The 16,979-nt window shown below is 51.1% G+C and carries 19 protein-coding genes; 14 read left to right on the forward strand and 5 right to left on the reverse strand.

The features are described from left to right. Positions 1-77: 77 nt before the first annotated feature. From folD to spo0A, 11 genes are all read left to right on the forward strand, one after another. The gene (folD, locus tag NSS64_RS07430) at positions 78-935 is read left to right on the forward strand and encodes a bifunctional methylenetetrahydrofolate dehydrogenase/methenyltetrahydrofolate cyclohydrolase FolD (RefSeq protein WP_341139724.1); all 858 of its coding nucleotides are present in this window, start codon (positions 78-80) and stop codon (positions 933-935) included. Positions 936-944: 9 nt separating this feature from the next. Then, positions 945-2,318 carry an exodeoxyribonuclease VII large subunit gene (xseA, locus tag NSS64_RS07435; RefSeq protein ID WP_341139725.1) on the forward strand — a complete coding sequence of 458 codons (1,374 nt, stop codon included), beginning with the start codon at positions 945-947 and terminating at the stop codon, positions 2,316-2,318. Then, the gene (gene xseB, locus NSS64_RS07440; RefSeq protein ID WP_036698378.1) at positions 2,302-2,559 is read left to right on the forward strand and encodes an exodeoxyribonuclease VII small subunit; all 258 of its coding nucleotides are present in this window, start codon (positions 2,302-2,304) and stop codon (positions 2,557-2,559) included. Before xseA ends, xseB begins: the two co-directional genes overlap by 17 nt. Continuing rightward, positions 2,546-3,493: a polyprenyl synthetase family protein gene (locus tag NSS64_RS07445; protein WP_341139726.1), complete on the forward strand. Its 948-nt coding sequence runs from the start codon at positions 2,546-2,548 to the stop codon at positions 3,491-3,493. Before xseB ends, NSS64_RS07445 begins: the two co-directional genes overlap by 14 nt. A gap of 95 nt (positions 3,494-3,588) precedes the next feature. Beyond that, the gene (gene dxs / locus NSS64_RS07450) at positions 3,589-5,502 is read left to right on the forward strand and encodes a 1-deoxy-D-xylulose-5-phosphate synthase (RefSeq protein ID WP_341139727.1); all 1,914 of its coding nucleotides are present in this window, start codon (positions 3,589-3,591) and stop codon (positions 5,500-5,502) included. 41 nt (positions 5,503-5,543) lie between these two features. Then, positions 5,544-6,434: a TlyA family RNA methyltransferase gene (locus NSS64_RS07455; protein WP_341139728.1), complete on the forward strand. Its 891-nt coding sequence runs from the start codon at positions 5,544-5,546 to the stop codon at positions 6,432-6,434. Positions 6,435-6,558: 124 nt separating this feature from the next. Continuing rightward, positions 6,559-7,029, forward strand: a complete 471-nt coding sequence (locus NSS64_RS07460) for a hypothetical protein (protein ID WP_340993578.1) — start codon at positions 6,559-6,561, stop codon at positions 7,027-7,029. Between the two features lie 26 nt (positions 7,030-7,055). Next, on the forward strand, positions 7,056-7,505 hold the full coding sequence (gene ahrC, locus NSS64_RS07465) for a transcriptional regulator AhrC/ArgR (protein ID WP_036698370.1): 450 nt from the start codon (positions 7,056-7,058) through the stop codon (positions 7,503-7,505). A 49-nt stretch (positions 7,506-7,554) separates the two neighbouring features. Continuing rightward, positions 7,555-9,282: a DNA repair protein RecN gene (recN, locus tag NSS64_RS07470; protein ID WP_341139729.1), complete on the forward strand. Its 1,728-nt coding sequence runs from the start codon at positions 7,555-7,557 to the stop codon at positions 9,280-9,282. 138 nt (positions 9,283-9,420) lie between these two features. Then, complete coding sequence (gene spoIVB, locus NSS64_RS07475; protein WP_340939503.1) at positions 9,421-10,530, forward strand: SpoIVB peptidase; 1,110 nt, start codon at positions 9,421-9,423, stop codon at positions 10,528-10,530. Positions 10,531-10,727: 197 nt separating this feature from the next. After that, a complete protein-coding gene (gene spo0A / locus NSS64_RS07480; RefSeq protein WP_340827354.1) occupies positions 10,728-11,546 on the forward strand; it encodes a sporulation transcription factor Spo0A in 819 nt (272 codons plus the stop codon). 902 nt (positions 11,547-12,448) lie between these two features. On the opposite strand, the gene NSS64_RS07485 is transcribed toward spo0A, so the two are convergent. Further along, positions 12,449-12,820 (reverse strand): hypothetical protein, encoded by a 372-nt coding sequence (locus NSS64_RS07485; RefSeq protein ID WP_341139731.1) that lies wholly within the window; start codon positions 12,818-12,820, stop codon positions 12,449-12,451. Between the two features lie 237 nt (positions 12,821-13,057). On the opposite strand from NSS64_RS07485, the gene NSS64_RS07490 reads away from it, so the two are divergent. Both NSS64_RS07490 and NSS64_RS07495 read left to right on the forward strand, forming a co-directional pair. Further along, positions 13,058-13,717 (forward strand): helix-turn-helix domain-containing protein, encoded by a 660-nt coding sequence (locus tag NSS64_RS07490; protein ID WP_036731967.1) that lies wholly within the window; start codon positions 13,058-13,060, stop codon positions 13,715-13,717. A 119-nt stretch (positions 13,718-13,836) separates the two neighbouring features. Next, positions 13,837-14,145, forward strand: coding sequence for a hypothetical protein (locus NSS64_RS07495; protein WP_036698353.1), 309 nt, complete (start codon positions 13,837-13,839; stop codon positions 14,143-14,145). A gap of 101 nt (positions 14,146-14,246) precedes the next feature. Here the strand turns inward: NSS64_RS07495 and NSS64_RS07500 are convergent, their stop codons facing one another. The 4 genes from NSS64_RS07500 to NSS64_RS07515 form a co-directional block, all read right to left on the reverse strand. Next, entirely contained in the window at positions 14,247-14,420 is a 174-nt protein-coding gene (locus NSS64_RS07500; RefSeq protein WP_083685839.1) for a sporulation histidine kinase inhibitor Sda, read from the reverse strand. 249 nt (positions 14,421-14,669) lie between these two features. Next, positions 14,670-14,999 (reverse strand): LytTR family DNA-binding domain-containing protein, encoded by a 330-nt coding sequence (locus NSS64_RS07505; protein ID WP_341139732.1) that lies wholly within the window; start codon positions 14,997-14,999, stop codon positions 14,670-14,672. Between the two features lie 137 nt (positions 15,000-15,136). Further along, on the reverse strand, positions 15,137-15,664 hold the full coding sequence (locus NSS64_RS07510; protein WP_341139733.1) for an accessory gene regulator ArgB-like protein: 528 nt from the start codon (positions 15,662-15,664) through the stop codon (positions 15,137-15,139). Continuing rightward, the gene (locus tag NSS64_RS07515; protein WP_341139734.1) at positions 15,661-16,317 is read right to left on the reverse strand and encodes a hypothetical protein; all 657 of its coding nucleotides are present in this window, start codon (positions 16,315-16,317) and stop codon (positions 15,661-15,663) included. The genes NSS64_RS07510 and NSS64_RS07515 overlap by 4 nt, the downstream gene beginning before the upstream one ends. A 137-nt stretch (positions 16,318-16,454) precedes the next feature. On the opposite strand from NSS64_RS07515, the gene NSS64_RS07520 reads away from it, so the two are divergent. Continuing rightward, the gene (locus NSS64_RS07520; protein ID WP_341139735.1) at positions 16,455-16,973 is read left to right on the forward strand and encodes a DinB family protein; all 519 of its coding nucleotides are present in this window, start codon (positions 16,455-16,457) and stop codon (positions 16,971-16,973) included. Positions 16,974-16,979 lie beyond the last annotated feature (6 nt).

Here is a 16,979-nt window from a genome sequence, read left to right on the forward strand (position 1 = left end):
AGATTCGATTCAGATTCAGCAGCAGGCGGCAGTAACAGGCTAATAAGCCTTCAATAGACAATAGGGGAGAGACTTACATGACAGCAGCGATTATCAGCGGTAAACAGGTATCGGACGACATTCGGATCGGGATTGCCCGGGAGGTTGCAGACTTAGCGGAGCGCGGCGTAAAGCCGGGTCTGGCTGTCGTTCTGGTCGGTGAAGATCCGGCTTCCCAGGTCTATGTGCGTAACAAGGAGAAGTCCTGTATTGAACTGGGCTTCCATTCCGAGGTGCACCGGCTGGATGCCGCTACCACCCAGCAGGAGCTGCTGGCACTGGTGGCGGACCTGAACGGCCGCAGCGATATTGACGGCATCCTCGTTCAGCTGCCGCTTCCGAAGCATATTGAAGAGAAGGCTGTGATTGACGCCATCTCTGTAGAGAAGGATGTGGACGGCTTCCACCCGGTCAATGTAGGGAATCTCGTCATCGGGGATGACAGTCTGCTTCCCTGCACGCCTGCCGGGGTCATTGAACTGATTAAGCGGACCGGTACGGAGATCTCCGGTAAGCATGCTGTCGTGATCGGCCGCAGTAATATTGTCGGCAAGCCTGTATCCCTGCTGTTACAGCGTGAGAATGCCACTGTAACCATGTGCCACTCGCGCACAGCGAATATGGCTGAGCTTAGCCGTCAGGCCGATATCCTGGTGGTAGCGATTGGACGGGCCAACTTCATCGACGCCTCGTTCGTGAAGCCGGGTGCGATTGTGATTGATGTCGGCATGAACCGCCTGGATACCGGCAAGCTTGCCGGCGATGTCGATTATGAGAGTGCCCGGGAGGTCGCTGGGCATATCACGCCTGTGCCGGGCGGCGTAGGACCGATGACGATCACCATGCTGATGAGCAACACACTGATCGCCGCCAAACGCCGCCGCGGCCTGAAGTAGGCCGGACTTATGACGGCAGAGCGGCAGATCTACTCCATCAAGGAGCTTAACAAATATATCCGTATGAAGCTGGATTCGGATGCGCTGCTGTCCGACGTATGGATTCGCGGTGAAATCTCGAATTTCACCCATCACGGAAGCGGGCATATGTACTTCACGCTGAAGGATGAGAGCAGCCGGATCAAAGCCATCATGTTCGCTTCGCATAACTCGCGGCTGCCCTTCGTGCCGAAGGAAGGCACGAAGGTAATCGCCAGGGGAAATGTGACTGTATATGAACGGGACGGGCAATACCAGTTCTATGCGACACATATGCAGCCTGACGGAATCGGCAGCCTGTATCTGGCTTACGAGCAGCTGAAGAGCAAGCTGGAGAAGGAGGGCCTGTTCGCAGCGGAGCGCAAGCGTCCGCTGCCGCAATTCCCGCGCTGCATCGGGGTTGTGACCTCCCCGACAGGAGCGGCTGTGAGGGATATCATCATCACCCTGCAGCGGCGCTACCCGCAGGTTGCGATTGTACTCCACCCTGTACTAGTGCAGGGTAAGGGGGCTGGACCGTCCATTGTACAGGCCATACAGAACCTGAATGCCATGGGAGAGGCCGATGTGCTGATTGTCGGGCGCGGCGGCGGCTCCCTGGAGGAGCTGTGGGCCTTCAATGAAGAGGCCGTCGCGCGGGCGATTGCGGCCTCCGGGATTCCGGTCATCTCGGCCGTGGGCCACGAGACCGACTTCACGATCGCCGATTTCGCCGCCGATCTCCGGGCGGCCACCCCTACGGCAGCGGCGGAGCTCGCTGTGCCGAGCGCAGCCGAGCTGGCCGGGCAGCTGCGCATGGCCCGGCAGCGGCTGCGCCAAGGGCTGCTGCGCCGCTCGCAGCGCGGCGGCGAACGCCTCGCTGCACTGCAGCGCTCGCTGGCGCTGGCCGGCCCCCGCCGGCAGCTGGCCCAGCACGCGCAGCGGCTGGATATGCTGCGCGCGGCCCTGCTCCGCGCAGCAGAGGCAAGGCACAGCCGCGCGCAGGGGCGCAGCGCGCTGCTGCACCAGAGCCTGCAGCGCTTCCATCCGCTTAGCAGCGTCAGCGCTGCCCGCCGGCGCACGGATGGCCTCACCCGTGAGCTGACGGCGGCCATGCAGGCGCGCCTTGCCGATAAGCGCGCGCGGTTCGGGGCAGAGCTGCGCCATCTGGATGCGCTCAGCCCGCTTAAAGTCATGTCACGGGGCTACAGCCTCGTGTATGACGAGAAGGAGCAGCATTTAATCAAATCGCTGAAGGAAGTAGAGCTTGGCGATGTGGTCAACATAAAGCTTAATGACGGACAACTAAACTGCCACGTATGGGGAATGAAGGAGGATGGCACAGCGAATGGCGAAGGAAGCTGAACTGGATTTTGAGGGAGCTATGGAGCGCCTGGAGGGTATCGTGCGTGAGCTTGAACACGGTGACGTTCCCCTGGAGAAGGCGATTGATTTATTCCAGCAGGGAATGAAGCTCTCGCAGCTATGCGGCAGCAAGCTGGAGCAGGTGGAGCGTAAGATTGAGATGATCACCGTGGAGGATGGCGAACTGCGCAAGAAGCCGTTCGGCAGCCGGCTGGAAGGCGATAGCGATGAGTCATTCTGAGCTTGAGCCATCGGGCGGTACGGCAGCGGCGCAGGGCCGCGAACCGCTGGAGCAGTATATAGCAGATGTCAGCCGCTGGGTTACCGCAGCTCTGAGCAGGACCGTACCGGAGCAGTGGGACGTTCCCCAAGTGCTCAGGGAGTCGATGGAATACTCGCTGCAGGCCGGAGGCAAACGCCTGCGGCCGCTGCTGGTCACCGCCGCCTGCGAAGCGCTGGGCGGCAGCCGTGAAGCCGCGCTGCCAGTGGCAGCAGCGATTGAAATGGTCCATACCTATTCCCTGATCCATGACGATCTGCCGGCGATGGATAATGATGACTACCGGCGCGGCAAGCTGACGAATCATAAGGTCTTCGGGGAAGCCATGGCCATTCTGGCCGGGGATTCGCTGCTGACTCATGCGTTCTACAGTGTGGTACAAGCCTCCCGTAAGCATGGGGTTCCGGCAGAGCGCGTGCTGTCCATCGTGGAGGATCTGGCCGAGATGGCCGGTCCGCGCGGGATGGTCGGAGGCCAAGTGGCCGATATGGAAGGCGAGCAGGGAATGACCGACCTGCAGCAGCTTCAGTACATTCATCTGCACAAGACTGGCGATCTGGTGATCTTCTCCTTGCTTGCTGGCGGCAGAATCGCCGGTGCGGATGAGGGACAGCTGGAAGCTCTGCGCCGGTTCGGCACACAGATTGGCCTGGCCTTCCAGATTCAGGATGATATTCTGGACCTCATCGGCGATGAGAGCAAGCTGGGCAAAAAAACCGGCAGTGATATCAAGCAGCAAAAAGTAACCTATCCGTATTTCATCGGCCTGGAGGCTTCGCGCGCAGAGGTCAAGGAATTGACCGCAGCAGCGCAAGATGCGATTCTGGAAGGCGGGTTCAACGACCCGTCCCGGCTGCTGGAAATTGCCGAATATTTGATGTCACGCGACCACTAAATGAAGTTTCGCAAACGGCTGTGTTTCGACAGCCGTTTCGTTTGTGTTATAATGGGGTTTATATTTTACAACATCTAGGAAAGCGGGGAATACTCGTGCTGCTTCCACAAATAAACGATCCTCAGCAACTCAAGTCTTACTCAGTCGGAGAATTGGCTGCACTTGCGGAGGAAATTCGTCAGTTTCTGATCGAGAAGCTGTCTGTAACAGGGGGGCATCTCGGATCTAACCTCGGGGTAGTGGAGCTCACGCTGGCCCTGCATTACTGTTATGACAGTCCCCGGGATAAGATGATATATGATGTCGGTCATCAGGCCTATGTGCACAAGATACTGACAGGCCGCCAAGATCGGTTTGATACACTTCGCAAGCAGGGCGGACTATGCGGCTTCGTGAAGCGTTCGGAGAGCGAGCATGATGTCTGGGAAGCCGGACACAGCAGCACCTCTCTCTCAGCCGCAATGGGCATGGCGATGGCCCGTGACCTCAAGGGGGAAGACAATAAGGTAATCGCGGTGATCGGAGACGGCGCCCTTACCGGCGGTATGGCCTTCGAAGCGCTGAACCATATCGGCCATGAGCGCCGCAAGCTCATGGTGATTCTGAATGATAATGAGATGTCGATCGCGCCGAATGTAGGAGCCATGCATAACTACTTAAGTAAGATCCGTTCGGACCGCCATTACCTGCGGGCTAAGGATGAGGTCGAAGGTCTGTTGAAGAAAATTCCGGCCATCGGCGGCCGTCTGGCGAAGACTGCGCAGAATGTGAAGGATGGTTTGAAGAACATGCTGGTACCCGGTGTTCTGTTTGAAGAACTCGGATTTACCTATCTGGGACCCGTGGACGGTCATGATCTCGAGAAGATGATCGACACCTTCCATCAGGCAGATAATGTATCAGGGCCTGTGCTGGTTCATGTGCTGACGACGAAGGGCAAGGGCTACAAACCGGCTGAAACTGACTTCTATAAATCACATGCAATCTCACCCTACAAAATTGAATCAAGCCAGTCCCTTAAGGCCGTGGAGGCGGTCAGCCTCCCGATGTATACCGAAGTTTTCGGGGAAACGCTGATTGAGCTCGGACGGCAGGATCAAAGACTGATTGCCGTCACACCGGCGATGCCGGGCGGCTCGGGGCTCTTCCCGTTCGCCAAGGAATTCCCGGACCGGATGATTGACGTCGGGATTGCTGAGCAGCATGCCGCCACCCTGTGTGCGGCGCTGGCGATGGAAGGAATGAAGCCGGTGTATGCAGTTTATTCCACCTTCATGCAGCGTGCTTATGATCAGATTGTCCATGATATTTGCCGCCATAATGCCAATGTTATGTTCGCCATCGACCGTGCGGGCTTCGTCGGCGCGGACGGGGAGACCCATCAGGGCGTGTACGATATCGCTTTTATGCGTCATATCCCGAACATGGTGCTTATGATGCCGAAGGATGAGAATGAGCTGCGCCACATGATGAAGACGGCGCTGGACTATAATGAAGGACCGATTGCTTACCGTTATCCGCGGATTAACGGCACCGGTGTGGCTCTGGATGCAGAGCTGCACAGTCTTCCTATCGGCACCTGGGAACGCCTGCGTCCTGGTGAGGATTATGCCGTGCTTGCCTGCGGCCCGATGGTTCAGGTTGCTGAAGAGGCGGCTGAAGTGCTGAAGCGTGAAGGGATTCAGGTCGGTGTGGTGAATGCACGCTTCCTGAAGCCGCTGGATAACACCATGCTGCTTGATCTGGCACATGCCGGAACAGGGATGGTGGTGCTGGAAGAAGCGAGCCAGGCCGGCAGCCTTGGCAGTGCGGTGCTGGAGTTCTTTGCAGAGCATGAAATATATGATGCGCATGTCCACCTGATGGGAGTGCCGGATATTTTCGTCGAGCATGGGTCGATTAAGGAGCAACGCCAGGAAACCGGCCTTACCGTTGAAGCCGTGTGCGCACGCATAAGATCGATGAAGGGGCTTAGCACTTATACCTATAAGTCAACTTCCACCTCGTAAGACAGGGGCGGAGGGCGGACCGAAGTGATCAGGAGATGAACATGGAACACCCTAAGGAACGAATTGATGTGCTGTTGGTGGAGCAAGGCTTCTACGACAGCCGGGAGAAGGCCAAGGCTGCCATTATGGCGGGGCTTGTGCTTGCGAACGAAGAACGGATTGAAAAGCCGGGGATGAAGGTGCTCCGCAGCTCTGCCCTCAGAGTCAAGGGAGCACTGCACCCCTATGTCAGCCGCGGCGGCTTGAAGCTGGAGAAGGCCTTGCGGCAGTTCGGCATCGAGCTGACCGGCCGCAACATGCTGGATATCGGCTCCTCTACAGGAGGCTTCACCGATTGTGCACTTCAGAACGGCGCGGCCCATGTGTACGCTATCGATGTGGGACATAACCAGCTCGACTGGAGCCTGCGTAATGATGACCGGGTAACTGTAATGGAGCAGACCAACTTCCGTTACATGACCCCGCCTGATTTGAAGGGACCGGTACCAGACTTTGCGAGTATTGATGTCTCCTTCATTTCACTGAAAATCATCCTGCCGCCGCTTATGGCGCTGCTCAGCCGTCCTGCTGATATCGCGGCGCTGATTAAGCCGCAGTTCGAGGCTGGACGCGAGAAGGTGGGCAAGTCTGGAGTCGTACGCGAACCGGCTGTCCACCGGGAGGTGCTGGTGAACGTACTGTCCATGGCAGCCGAGCTGGGCTACACGCTTGCAGGACTAACGTATTCCCCCATTACCGGCGGGGAAGGTAATATCGAATTTCTGGCACACTGGAAGCTGCTGCCTGCAGAAGCTGCGGAGCAGCCTTCAGCGGAGCAGACTTCTGCGGCTGAAGCACAGCCGAATAATTTCGCCGCGCTTGCCGACTCTGTCATTAAGGAAGCGAATGCAACCTTCAGCGCTGCGGGCCAAGGAAACTCATCGAAGCGATGAGTTTCTTTTGCTGCCTAATATAAGAATTTATTGGTCTCCCCGAACCGGAAATTAGCGGCAGATTGTCAGTCCGAAGCAGGATTTCACCCGCCCGCACGCGAATAGATTCAGCGAGGTGATGGGAGTGGCGAGCTCGGACAAGGCTGTAGTGGCACTTATGGGACTGGCGGCGGCAGTCTTTATCGTTTATAGAATCTATATTTGGCTGCAGGGGTCCCCGGGTTCCTTCATGAAGGACCGGGTGCCGCTCAACAAAGTCATTCAGTCCCATCCGTCCATCGCTCTGCTGGAGGATGCGGGGTACGAGGTCATCGGCGGCAAGCTGAAGATTCCGCTGTCTTTTCAGGTGAATGGGGCACCGATGTACAGCAGGCTGTTTATTGATTATGTAGCCAGCAGGAATGAGGAGCATTACTATCTGGTCATCCTGTCCCGCCCCCGCAAGGAGCTTGAATTCACCGGCAGCGGACTCCGGGACCACATCCTCCCCTATCTGCTGATCTACCCGGATTGCAGCGGGGTACTCTATGTGGATACGGTGAATTCCAACATTCATGTAATTAATTTCGGCAAGGACGACGGAGAATCCAGTTAAGCACTATATAAATACGGGAGGCAACAATGAAGGGACACAGGCATATCAAGATTAGAGAAATTATCTCGCAAAAGGAAATCGAAACCCAGGATGATCTGGTGGAGGCATTGCGTGAATCGGGTTTTCAAGTAACACAGGCTACCGTATCCCGCGATATCAAGGAACTGCTGCTGATCAAGGTTCCGATGGATGACGGGCGTTACAAGTATTCCCTGCCCACCGACCAGCGTTATAACCCGACCCAGAAGCTGAAGCGGGTGCTGGTGGACAATTTTGTGCAAATCGACTATTCCGCGAATCTTGTGGTGATGAAATGTCTGCCGGGAACGGCCAATTCCGTGGCTGCGCTGATCGATAATATTGACTGGCCGCAAATTATGGGTACGATCTCAGGAGACGACACCATTCTGATAATCTGCCGCCAGCCGGAGGACAGCAAGGACGTTATTTCACAAATTATGGGTTATATATCGTAGTTCTGCTTACGGGCAGACAGGCAATCATCATGTCGGAGGTGCTGTATTCGTGTTAGAGACATTGTCTATACGCAATCTGGCCGTGGTTGAGGCGGTGGATGTGCATTTTTATCCGGGGTTCCATGTCCTTACAGGGGAGACCGGTGCCGGGAAATCAATTATTATCGATGCACTCGCACTCATTGCCGGGGGACGCGGTTCCGCTGACTCCATCCGGTATGGGTGCGAGAAAGCCGAAATGGAAGCGCTTTTCAGTCTGCCGGGAAGCCATCCGGTCTGGGATACGCTGGAGCGGCTGGGCATCAGTGCGCAGCGTGAGGAGCATCTGGTGATCCGCAGGGAGATTACCTCCCAGGGCAAAAGCACCTCGCGCGTGAATGGCCAAATGGTTAATCTGAGCATGCTGCGCGAAATCGGGGAGCAGCTGGTCAATATTCATGGACAGCATGAGCATCAGAACCTGCTGAAGGCTGAACGTCACCTGGGGCTGCTGGATACCTATGGGGAAGCGGTGATCGGACCGCTCAAAGCGGATTATCAGGAGAAATATACAGCCTTCGCCAAAGTGGAAAAAGAACTCCGGGAACTTCAGGAATCCAGCCAAAAGGCGTATCAGATGCTGGATTTGTACCGTTTTCAGCTGGAGGAAATTTCTGCTGCGGGACTAAAACCGGGAGAAGATGAATTACTTGCCGAAGAACGGGTAAAACTATCCCACAGTGAGAAAATGATGGATTCAGTATCCGGCGCATACGAGCTGCTGTATGACAGGCAAGGGCTGGAGTCCATTGGCAATGTAATCTCCAGGCTTGAAGATGCGGTGCGGTATGACGAGAAGGGTCTGCGGGCCGTCTTCGAGCAATTGCAGTCGGCTTATTACCAGCTGGAGGATGCGGCGTTTCAGCTGCGCGACTACCGTGAAGAGATCGAGTTCAATCCGGCACGGCTGGAGGATATTGAGAACCGGCTGGATCTGATCACCGGACTGCAGCGCAAATACGGGGATAGCGTGGAGCAGATTCTGGAGTATTATCAGCAGATTGAGCGGGAGACGGATCTGCTGGAGAATAAGGACGAATATATTGAGAAATTAACGGCCAAACGCGATGGCCTGCTTCATATCTTAATGGAGTCAGCCGAATCGCTGAGCGGAGCGCGGCGGCAGTGTGCGACGGAGCTTGCTTCACAGGTCGAAGGGGAGCTGAAGGACCTGCAGATGGAGCGGACCTCCCTTCAGGTGAAGATGGAGACGCTCGAAGATCCGCGCGGCATGGAGTATCAGGGACGGCGGTACCGTCTGACCCGGCAGGGGATCGACAGTGCTGAATTCATGATCTCCCCGAATCCCGGCGAGCCGCTGCGTCCGCTGGGCAAGATTGCCTCCGGCGGAGAGCTGTCGCGGATCATGCTGGCGATGAAGAGTATTTTTGCGCGGCATGATGCGATTCCTGTCCTTATCTTCGATGAGGTGGATACCGGGGTCAGCGGACGGGCGGCCCAGTCCATCGCGGACAAGCTGTATAAGCTGTCCTCCACCTGCCAGGTGTTCTCCATTACCCACCTGCCGCAGGTGGCCTGTATGGCGGATCATCAATACCTGATTGCCAAAAAAGTCGAAGACGGACGCACGATGACTGAGGTGGACTCCCTCTCGGCCGAAGGCCGCGTAATGGAGCTGGCCCGGATGCTGGGCGGTGTGGAAATTACCGAAAAAACATTGCATCACGCGCAGGAGATGCTGGGTCTGGCCGAGGCCAGCAAGGCAGCTGCAAGCTAAGCGGGACAATGATTGACAGTAATAAAAGCCTGGGGGCAAGGTTATCTTATAGGTACGCAATTGGCGACCACCTTTTTCGTCAAGCGAAAGAAGCAAAAGGGAGTGTGACAGCCATTGAAGCCTAACCTCAGGAAGTTAATGCCCGGCCTTTTATTTGCCTTCTTTCTCAGTTTATCAGGCATAACGGGACCCTCACAGATCCACGCAGCACCGCTTGAACATCAGCCGCTTAGGGCGGTACAGGGAACCGAGAATGAACTTAAGGTCATCCCCGGAGGTCAGACGATTGGCGTGAAGGTGAAGTCGGCAGGCGTGCTGGTTGTAGGTCATCATCTGATTGAAGTGTCGGAGCAGTCCAAGATTTCACCAGGCGAGAACAGCGGCATCCTGCCCGGCGATCTGATGATCTCCATCAACGGGGTGAAGCTGGACGAGGTATCGAAGGTAGCAAGGCTGGTCGAGCAAGCCGGCCGGAGCAATGATTCCTTAAGCATCGTTTACAAACGCGGCGGTAAAGAGCACACAGCTCAGCTAAAGCCCGCGTATGACCGCACAGACAAGGTGTGGCGGCTCGGGCTCTACATCCGTGATTCTGCAGCAGGTGTAGGGACCCTCACTTTCTACGCCCCGAAGCAGGGTGTGTACGGGGCTCTTGGGCATGTCATCACCGACATGAACACAGGTACGCCGATTGTGGTCGGCAGCGGCCATATCGTGCAGTCCAGCGTCACTTCAATCTCCAAGAGCCAGGATGGCGATCCTGGGGAGAAACGGGCCCATTTTCTGAAGGAAAGCCAGGTTCTCGGGAATGTGGAGAGCAACACGGATTTCGGAATATTCGGTAAAATGACCCGTAATCCTGAGCACAGCCTATATCAGGAGCCGATTCCGGTGGCCATGAGCACTGATGTGAAGGAAGGACCGGCGCAAATTCTTACCGTTGTCGATGGTCAGCAGGTCGAACGCTTCAACGTAGAGATCATCCATGTGGCCCGTCAGCAGACCCCTGCTACTAAGGGTATGGTGCTGCGCATCACCGATCCGCGTCTGCTCGATAAGACCGGAGGGATTGTCCAGGGAATGAGCGGCAGCCCGATTGTCCAGAACGGCCGTCTAATCGGTGCAGTGACCCATGTGTTCGTCAATGATCCCAAGTCAGGGTATGGCTGCTTCATTGAGTGGATGCTTAGGGACTCCGGTGTGGTTCAACAGGATCAGGAGCCTCAATACAATCTTAAGGCGGTTTAGCCTTAAGATTTTTTTGTCGAAGGGCAGCGATTATCCTCGAAACATGAAACAAAATATTTAATTATAAATCAACACCGAAAAAAAATAAAGAAAAATAATTTTCGACAGAAGGATATTAAAACCTGATGTCGAAAGTTATAGGGAGAGAAGATGATCATTATTTTCTGAATAGCAGATATATAAGGAGGAAGTAGCCAGTGCAGAATATTGAAGTGTTGTTGGCCGATGATAACAGGGAGTTCACGAATTTGCTCGCCGAGTACATTACTGAACAAGAAGATATGACCGTGACAGGCATTGCCTATAATGGGGAAGAGGTACTACAGATGCTCAGCGGAGCACGCAAGATCCCCGATGTCCTTATCCTTGATATCATTATGCCGCATCTGGACGGCCTCGGCGTGCTGGAACGCCTGCGTGATATGGATTTGAACCCGCAGCCCAAGATCATTATGCTGACCGCTTTTGGCCAGGAGAATATTACGCAGAGAGCCGTTCAGCTGGGCGCCTCTTATTATATTCTGAAACCGTTTGACATGGAGGTTCTGGCGAACCGTGTGCGCCAGCTGGTCGGCACGCAGGGCAGTATGAGCACTTCCGGAAGCATGTCCGGCTATTCTTCTTCCAGATCTTCCAGTAATGTGGTTCCGCTGTCCAAGGGCAAGAACCTGGATGCGAATATTACCTCAATTATTCATGAAATCGGCGTCCCTGCGCATATCAAAGGCTATCAGTACCTGCGTGAAGCCATCACCATGGTCTATAACAACATTGAGATTCTTGGTGCCATCACCAAGACACTGTATCCGGCTATAGCCGAGAAGTTCAAGACCACGCCTTCCCGCGTAGAACGCGCCATCCGCCATGCGATTGAAGTCGCCTGGACCCGTGGCAATATCGACAGCATCTCCCACCTGTTTGGCTATACCATTAATATCTCCAAATCCAAGCCAACTAACTCAGAATTTATTGCCATGGTAGCCGATAAGCTGCGGATTGAGCATAAGGTGGGTTGAAAGGGTTAGGGGCTGGATAAAAAATAAATACCACTTGCTAATGGGAAATTGTATTCCCCAATAGCAAGTGGTATTTTGTTTCACTGAAGCCAATCCGTCTGTATGCAAAAAAACTGGTGCGCCTAATGCTCTACAGCCTGTACCTTTGTAGTAGAGAAATCCTGCATGAAATGCAACAATACTGCCCAATAGAAGCAACCGATGCTGAAATTCTGCATGAAATGCAACAAAACCAACGCTAACTTGCTCTAAACAATGGAATTACTGCAATTAATGCAACAATGTACCGTGGCCATTAATATTTTTGAGTGGAATCCTGCAAAATATGCAACAATGAGGCTCCATACAAGCGGTTGGTAAGAGAAGCAGGATATATATATATAAGATAGTGAAGCTGCGTCAATTGAATAAGTAACAAATCAAGTCACTCCTTCATTGAGTGGCTTTTTTTAGTTTATAATGAAGGGATAAGCAAAGGAGGTGGGAGAAATCATAGCTCAGATTATTTTAGGGCTCTGGATGTTCGTACAAGCGGTTTGTCATTTTTTTAAACTCAATGTGCTTCTTCGGCAATCGGTAATGAATACTTTGAGTAGGGATGGGCGAGCCTCTTATCAAAGAGGGCTGGTCCTGCCATACCTTTTACTGAGTATAACTTTTACCGGGATGGGAATTGTTGAAAGGAAGGGGTTCCTTTCCATGCCGGTTTTCCTGGCAATCTATATTATATTGTGTGTTGCAGCATTGACGAAGATCTTGCTAAATAACAAAAAACACTTGGGTTATTATACGTGGTGAATCCGCAAACAACACACAAAACCGTTCCGGTAAGGAACGGTTTTGACATGTGCAGCCATACCTGAATATGTCGTTCCTGAGGATGTTGGAATCCCTCCTCCTGGTCAGTTAACGGACTGGTTGCCCAGACTGCTCAGGTAAGCATCGGCTTCCTGATATGTAGGATAATGTACGGCAAATTTGCCGAACAGTCTTTTCATTTGCATTTTCCAGACCGGGGAGTCTGCAACGTATACCCAGCCGCCTACCCCTGCTTCTATCGCGCGGTCACCGGTGGGAGCGAGCATTGCGGCTACTTCAGGAGAGAGCACGTTTGGGGAACCTGTCACATCTGTTACTCCGGTAAAGCCTGGCTTCAGCTGCTTCAGAGCGTTCTCAAAATCTGCTATGTAGGCGGGTACGTCACTCTCAGTCAGGCCGTAGGCTCTGACGATCACCTGGTTTTTTGCAATATTGACTTCCATTGTGTAAGACATGAACATTCCTCCAGTTGTGGTATTAAGTTTACATTAGAGTATATCGGATAAGATTGGGGTGTTTTTGAGAGAATAAGGAAAACGGAATGGATCGCCTCTCATTTATGGGAATTAACCCCATATATTAAGGGGATATGGAGGGTTTTACGCTTCTGATCCAAAGAATTTACACAAACAATTGTTATTATGAAACACAAATTGTTGTCTTGTGTTATGATATAGGTAGAGGTGGCTCTTATGAACGATTTCGATAATTACCCCGATGAGCTGGGGAATTTCATCCGGCACTTCAGGAAGGCCCGCGGGTTAACGCTCAGGGGGCTGGAAGAGAAGAGCGGCATCAGTTATTCACAGCTCAGCAAGATTGAACGGGGAGAGAGTATCCCGCTTAAGGATAACCTGGATAAGATCATTGAAGCACTCGGAGGGGATCTCAAGAACCGGATGTATCATTTGGCCGACTATATGCCTGATATTGAGTACATCAAGACACTGAAGCAGGGCTACAAGCTGCCTAAGCATAATCAGTCCCAGGACTACATTTACGAGACGGCGTTCAACAAGCTGAAGGAATTCCGGGCGAAGGAAGACAAAGAAACGTCATATGTTTCCTTTGATTCTGACGAGGTCATCGTTTATGAGACGGAATATGGGGCAGGAATGGTTATAGAGAAGATCGAGAAGTACAACCTGACCGATGTGCTGAACGATATATTCGAGGGAAGTCTGGACAGTCTCCGCAGGCAGCCGCGCCAAGGGCGTCAGGCATACTTATTCGGAGAATGGCTGCGTGAAGGCATCTTTGAGCTGAAGGAAGAGGAACAGGACCAGGTGATTCAGGCCTTGAAGGAATTCACCCAGTTCAAAGTACAACAGATCAAGGGCGTGTACAAGTAAAGAAGGGCCCGGCTTAGCGTGCTTGCAAAATGAATAATGTTGCCCTTATTTGCAGCCATCTATTCATCTTGATCCATAAACAAACAACAAATGGTTAGACAGAAAAGGGGATAAGAATCATGAGAATCAATATGAAGTTCACCAGCAAAGGGAAAGCGGCCATCGAGAATTTCAACAACGAAGAGCTGTTGGAGATTTTTGCAAGATACATCAAGACACTGACCAAAAAATACGATATTGAAGTAGATGTGCCGCTTGAAGTGAACCAGAATATCGTTGCCGATGGAACCGTCATTGCTATGGCCCAGAACGTCAAATGTGATGCCGAGACCTTCTTCAAGGAGCTGGGACGCGATATCAAGGTTCCCCTCAAGAAGCGGCTTGGCGGGAAGCTGGAGAATGTGTTCAAGACTGAAATTATCGAGTAGACAAAAGTTTGTTTACACACCAAAAACCATCCCCGCACATTGTGGAGGATGGTTTTTTGGCATCTGTGGAGGTATACCATATGGGTGGAGAGCTTCGCCTTCTAATGATGTTGGGTACCTGAAAGATTCCGCGTGGTGAGTACATTCCTGATAATCTGGATAAAATCCGGTGAAGCCTTGGCTTCCAGCGCCAATTCGTAGATGTTCATTAATTGTTCGTCAGACAATAGCTCAAGTGATGAGGGGCGCGGAGAAGGATGAAAGTAAGTATCCATTGTATTCCTCCATCATGGTTGAGAGTAGTGGACAAGATAATTAAGATATTAATGAAATGCTTCTATGTAAATGGTACCATCTGGAATATAATCCGTCTGCTGTCATTCGCCCTCTGAATTTATCTTTACATAAGTTGGATAATATGTGATAATGATTGAATTTGTTTTTCTTAGCCTGTCATGACTACAAAAAAAGCAGCGCCCCCCTTTGAAAAGGGAATCGCTGCTCTCTTTACATTCTATGATGAATTAATCATCGAATTTGCGATTAATCAAGTATTTCTTAATTCTGGATTCATTGGACTCTGATACATGGGCAAACTGTTTTCCTTGATTAAACAGAACGATCTTACGCTCCGAATCATAAGCTTCAATGTTGCTTAGACTCACTACATTACTGCGATCTAGCCGTTCGAATCCTTCATCTCTATAAGCTGATAAGAGATCGGAAAGAGTGGTGGGGAAAACAAATTCGCCTTCTTTCGTATGGACGAATATTGTATTTTTATAATTAGAGAAATACAATATATCTTCTTCCAGGATATCACGGGAAGAACCGTCATTTAGTAGAACACGCATGTAGTCCCCATCCTTGTATGATTACTTACGCAGTTCTTGTGGAGCTTCAGGGCTGTGCAGACTAATCTTCATAATGGAAACAAAGAAGCGTGCGGAAGATTCTAACGCTTTTGAAACGTATTTAGCTGTCATGGCTTTCATAATTTTAACCTCCTTTTCCAGGGTAATACGGTTAATGATTGAACAAAAAAAGCCAGTCCTAAAACCGATGAGCCAATAAAAAAATTAGATGCTACTAAAAAAATAGATATTATTTTTAAATGAGGAAACCAATGATATGGAATTCGGGCATTTTTATCTGGATTAGGTGCAAAAAAGCACATCATAATAAAGCTAATCATGTTGAGGACCGTCAGAAGTAAAGTGCCCTTTAAATTAAAAAAGTATGGGGTAAGCACACAAAGCAGGGTGGTCACTACATTGCATGCAGTAGCTGTTCTTAAATGAAATCCGCCTGAAAAAATTCTTAGTATAGAGAAGCTTGCGAAAAATAATAGCGTAGCTGTTGCATTGTTCAGCAACCAGCCAAAAAATAATGAACAAGTAATTATAAGAAAAGTATTTAGAATAATATTAAGAGAGTATTGCAAGACCTCGATAGAACCTGTTTCTTCTGGATTTGCGTTCTTAATAGCCGTCGAAATTTTTAAAGCAAGAGTATTCAATAGATTCCACCACGATTTTTTTGACTTGATAAATAGAGATATCCGAATAATAGAAAACCATAAAATAAAGGTATAACAAAGAAAAAGTGAGGTAAGTACTCAATAAGGTAAAGCATCAGTATTACTACGAGAACAGAAGGGATACACAAAGCAAATAATATTTTATCACTTTTGCTAATAGTAACTCTTCCCTCAGGTTTATCAGGAATGAAGTCAAAGCCTTTTCTTCTGACGCCTATATTATAAGCAACAATGAATGCTGTTGCTGAAGTTAAAATCTGCAAAATATATATTCCTATAGATATGGAAGGGAATTGTAGTTCATAAATACCGGTACTATTCATAAATAAATATAGAACTGATTGGATTAACATATATGCTTGATAAGCAACGCCTGTTACAATAACAGCAAAAAATATATGAATCCGGAACAAAAGCCAAATAAAAAGGAAGGTTAAAGTATACTGGAGAAAAACGTCTGTTTTAGAGAGCCCATAATTATTACGGAGCGTGTAAGAAATGAATGCCATAATTAGGCCTGCAAACACAATTTCCTTCGGATAAATGTCGAGTTTAAAAATTTTAAATGCAATATAGAATAAAGCGGAACTCTCTAATACTGAAAATACCATATAAAGCACAAAATCCAGCATGCTTACACTCCCGGGAAATAGATTAACTAATCTGTAATCCTGGTGATATTATACATAATAGGCTAAGATACAACAACAGCTTTTGACACAATCCGGCAAATATTTCTTAAAAATTGGTTTGGAGAGGGGTTTTTACCATGATTCAGCGTCCTGCGCAAGGAGAGTATACCGAATTTCAGTCCAGATATATTTCACTGGTGCCGCCGGAGGGAGAACTTCGCGTCATTCTAAGAGAGCAGACACAGCAGGTGCTGACTTTGCTTGGCGGGCTGACAGAGGAGCAAGGGGCCTACCGCTATGCCCTCGGGAAGTGGAGTATCAAGGAAATGCTAGGGCATCTGACGGATAATGACCGTATTATGTCTTACCGCTTGCTGTGTTTTGCGAGAGGGGAGCAGGCGCCGCTGCCGGGCTATGAGGAGAATGATTATGCGGCTGCCGGGGCGTTTGACCGCTTCACCCTGCAAGAGATGATTGCACACTACCGGATCGTCCGGGAGTCCACCTTGGCGCTGGCAGACAGTCTTGCTGAGGACACCTATGCCCGTACAGGTAACTTTGGCGGGACTGCCATGTCTGTGCGAGCTCAGCTTTGTCTAATCATCGGACATGAGCTGCATCATCTGCGGGTTCTTCATGAACGTTATCTGAACTAGAGGGAG

Source organism: Paenibacillus sp. FSL H8-0122 (assembly GCF_038005345.1).
In the GTDB taxonomy this organism is placed as follows: domain Bacteria; phylum Bacillota; class Bacilli; order Paenibacillales; family Paenibacillaceae; genus Paenibacillus_AQ.

What these genes read in the sequence shown, in the direction of transcription:
- folD (WP_341139724.1), top strand. Translation starts at nt 78, where the DNA reads ATGACAGCAGCGATTATCAGCGGTAAACAGGTATCGGACGACATTCGG.
- NSS64_RS07495 (WP_036698353.1), top strand. Translation starts at nt 13,837, where the DNA reads ATGAGAATCAATATGAAGTTCACCAGCAAAGGGAAAGCGGCCATCGAG.
- NSS64_RS07445 (WP_341139726.1), top strand. Translation starts at nt 2,546, where the DNA reads ATGAGTCATTCTGAGCTTGAGCCATCGGGCGGTACGGCAGCGGCGCAG.
- NSS64_RS07505 (WP_341139732.1), bottom strand. Translation starts at nt 14,999, where the DNA reads ATGCGTGTTCTACTAAATGACGGTTCTTCCCGTGATATCCTGGAAGAA.
- NSS64_RS07490 (WP_036731967.1), top strand. Translation starts at nt 13,058, where the DNA reads ATGAACGATTTCGATAATTACCCCGATGAGCTGGGGAATTTCATCCGG.
- NSS64_RS07520 (WP_341139735.1), top strand. Translation starts at nt 16,455, where the DNA reads ATGATTCAGCGTCCTGCGCAAGGAGAGTATACCGAATTTCAGTCCAGA.
- xseA (WP_341139725.1), top strand. Translation starts at nt 945, where the DNA reads ATGACGGCAGAGCGGCAGATCTACTCCATCAAGGAGCTTAACAAATAT.
- NSS64_RS07515 (WP_341139734.1), bottom strand. Translation starts at nt 16,317, where the DNA reads ATGCTGGATTTTGTGCTTTATATGGTATTTTCAGTATTAGAGAGTTCC.
- NSS64_RS07485 (WP_341139731.1), bottom strand. Translation starts at nt 12,820, where the DNA reads ATGTCTTACACAATGGAAGTCAATATTGCAAAAAACCAGGTGATCGTC.
- ahrC (WP_036698370.1), top strand. Translation starts at nt 7,056, where the DNA reads ATGAAGGGACACAGGCATATCAAGATTAGAGAAATTATCTCGCAAAAG.
- xseB (WP_036698378.1), top strand. Translation starts at nt 2,302, where the DNA reads ATGGCGAAGGAAGCTGAACTGGATTTTGAGGGAGCTATGGAGCGCCTG.
- NSS64_RS07500 (WP_083685839.1), bottom strand. Translation starts at nt 14,420, where the DNA reads ATGGATACTTACTTTCATCCTTCTCCGCGCCCCTCATCACTTGAGCTA.
- NSS64_RS07455 (WP_341139728.1), top strand. Translation starts at nt 5,544, where the DNA reads ATGGAACACCCTAAGGAACGAATTGATGTGCTGTTGGTGGAGCAAGGC.
- spoIVB (WP_340939503.1), top strand. Translation starts at nt 9,421, where the DNA reads ATGCCCGGCCTTTTATTTGCCTTCTTTCTCAGTTTATCAGGCATAACG.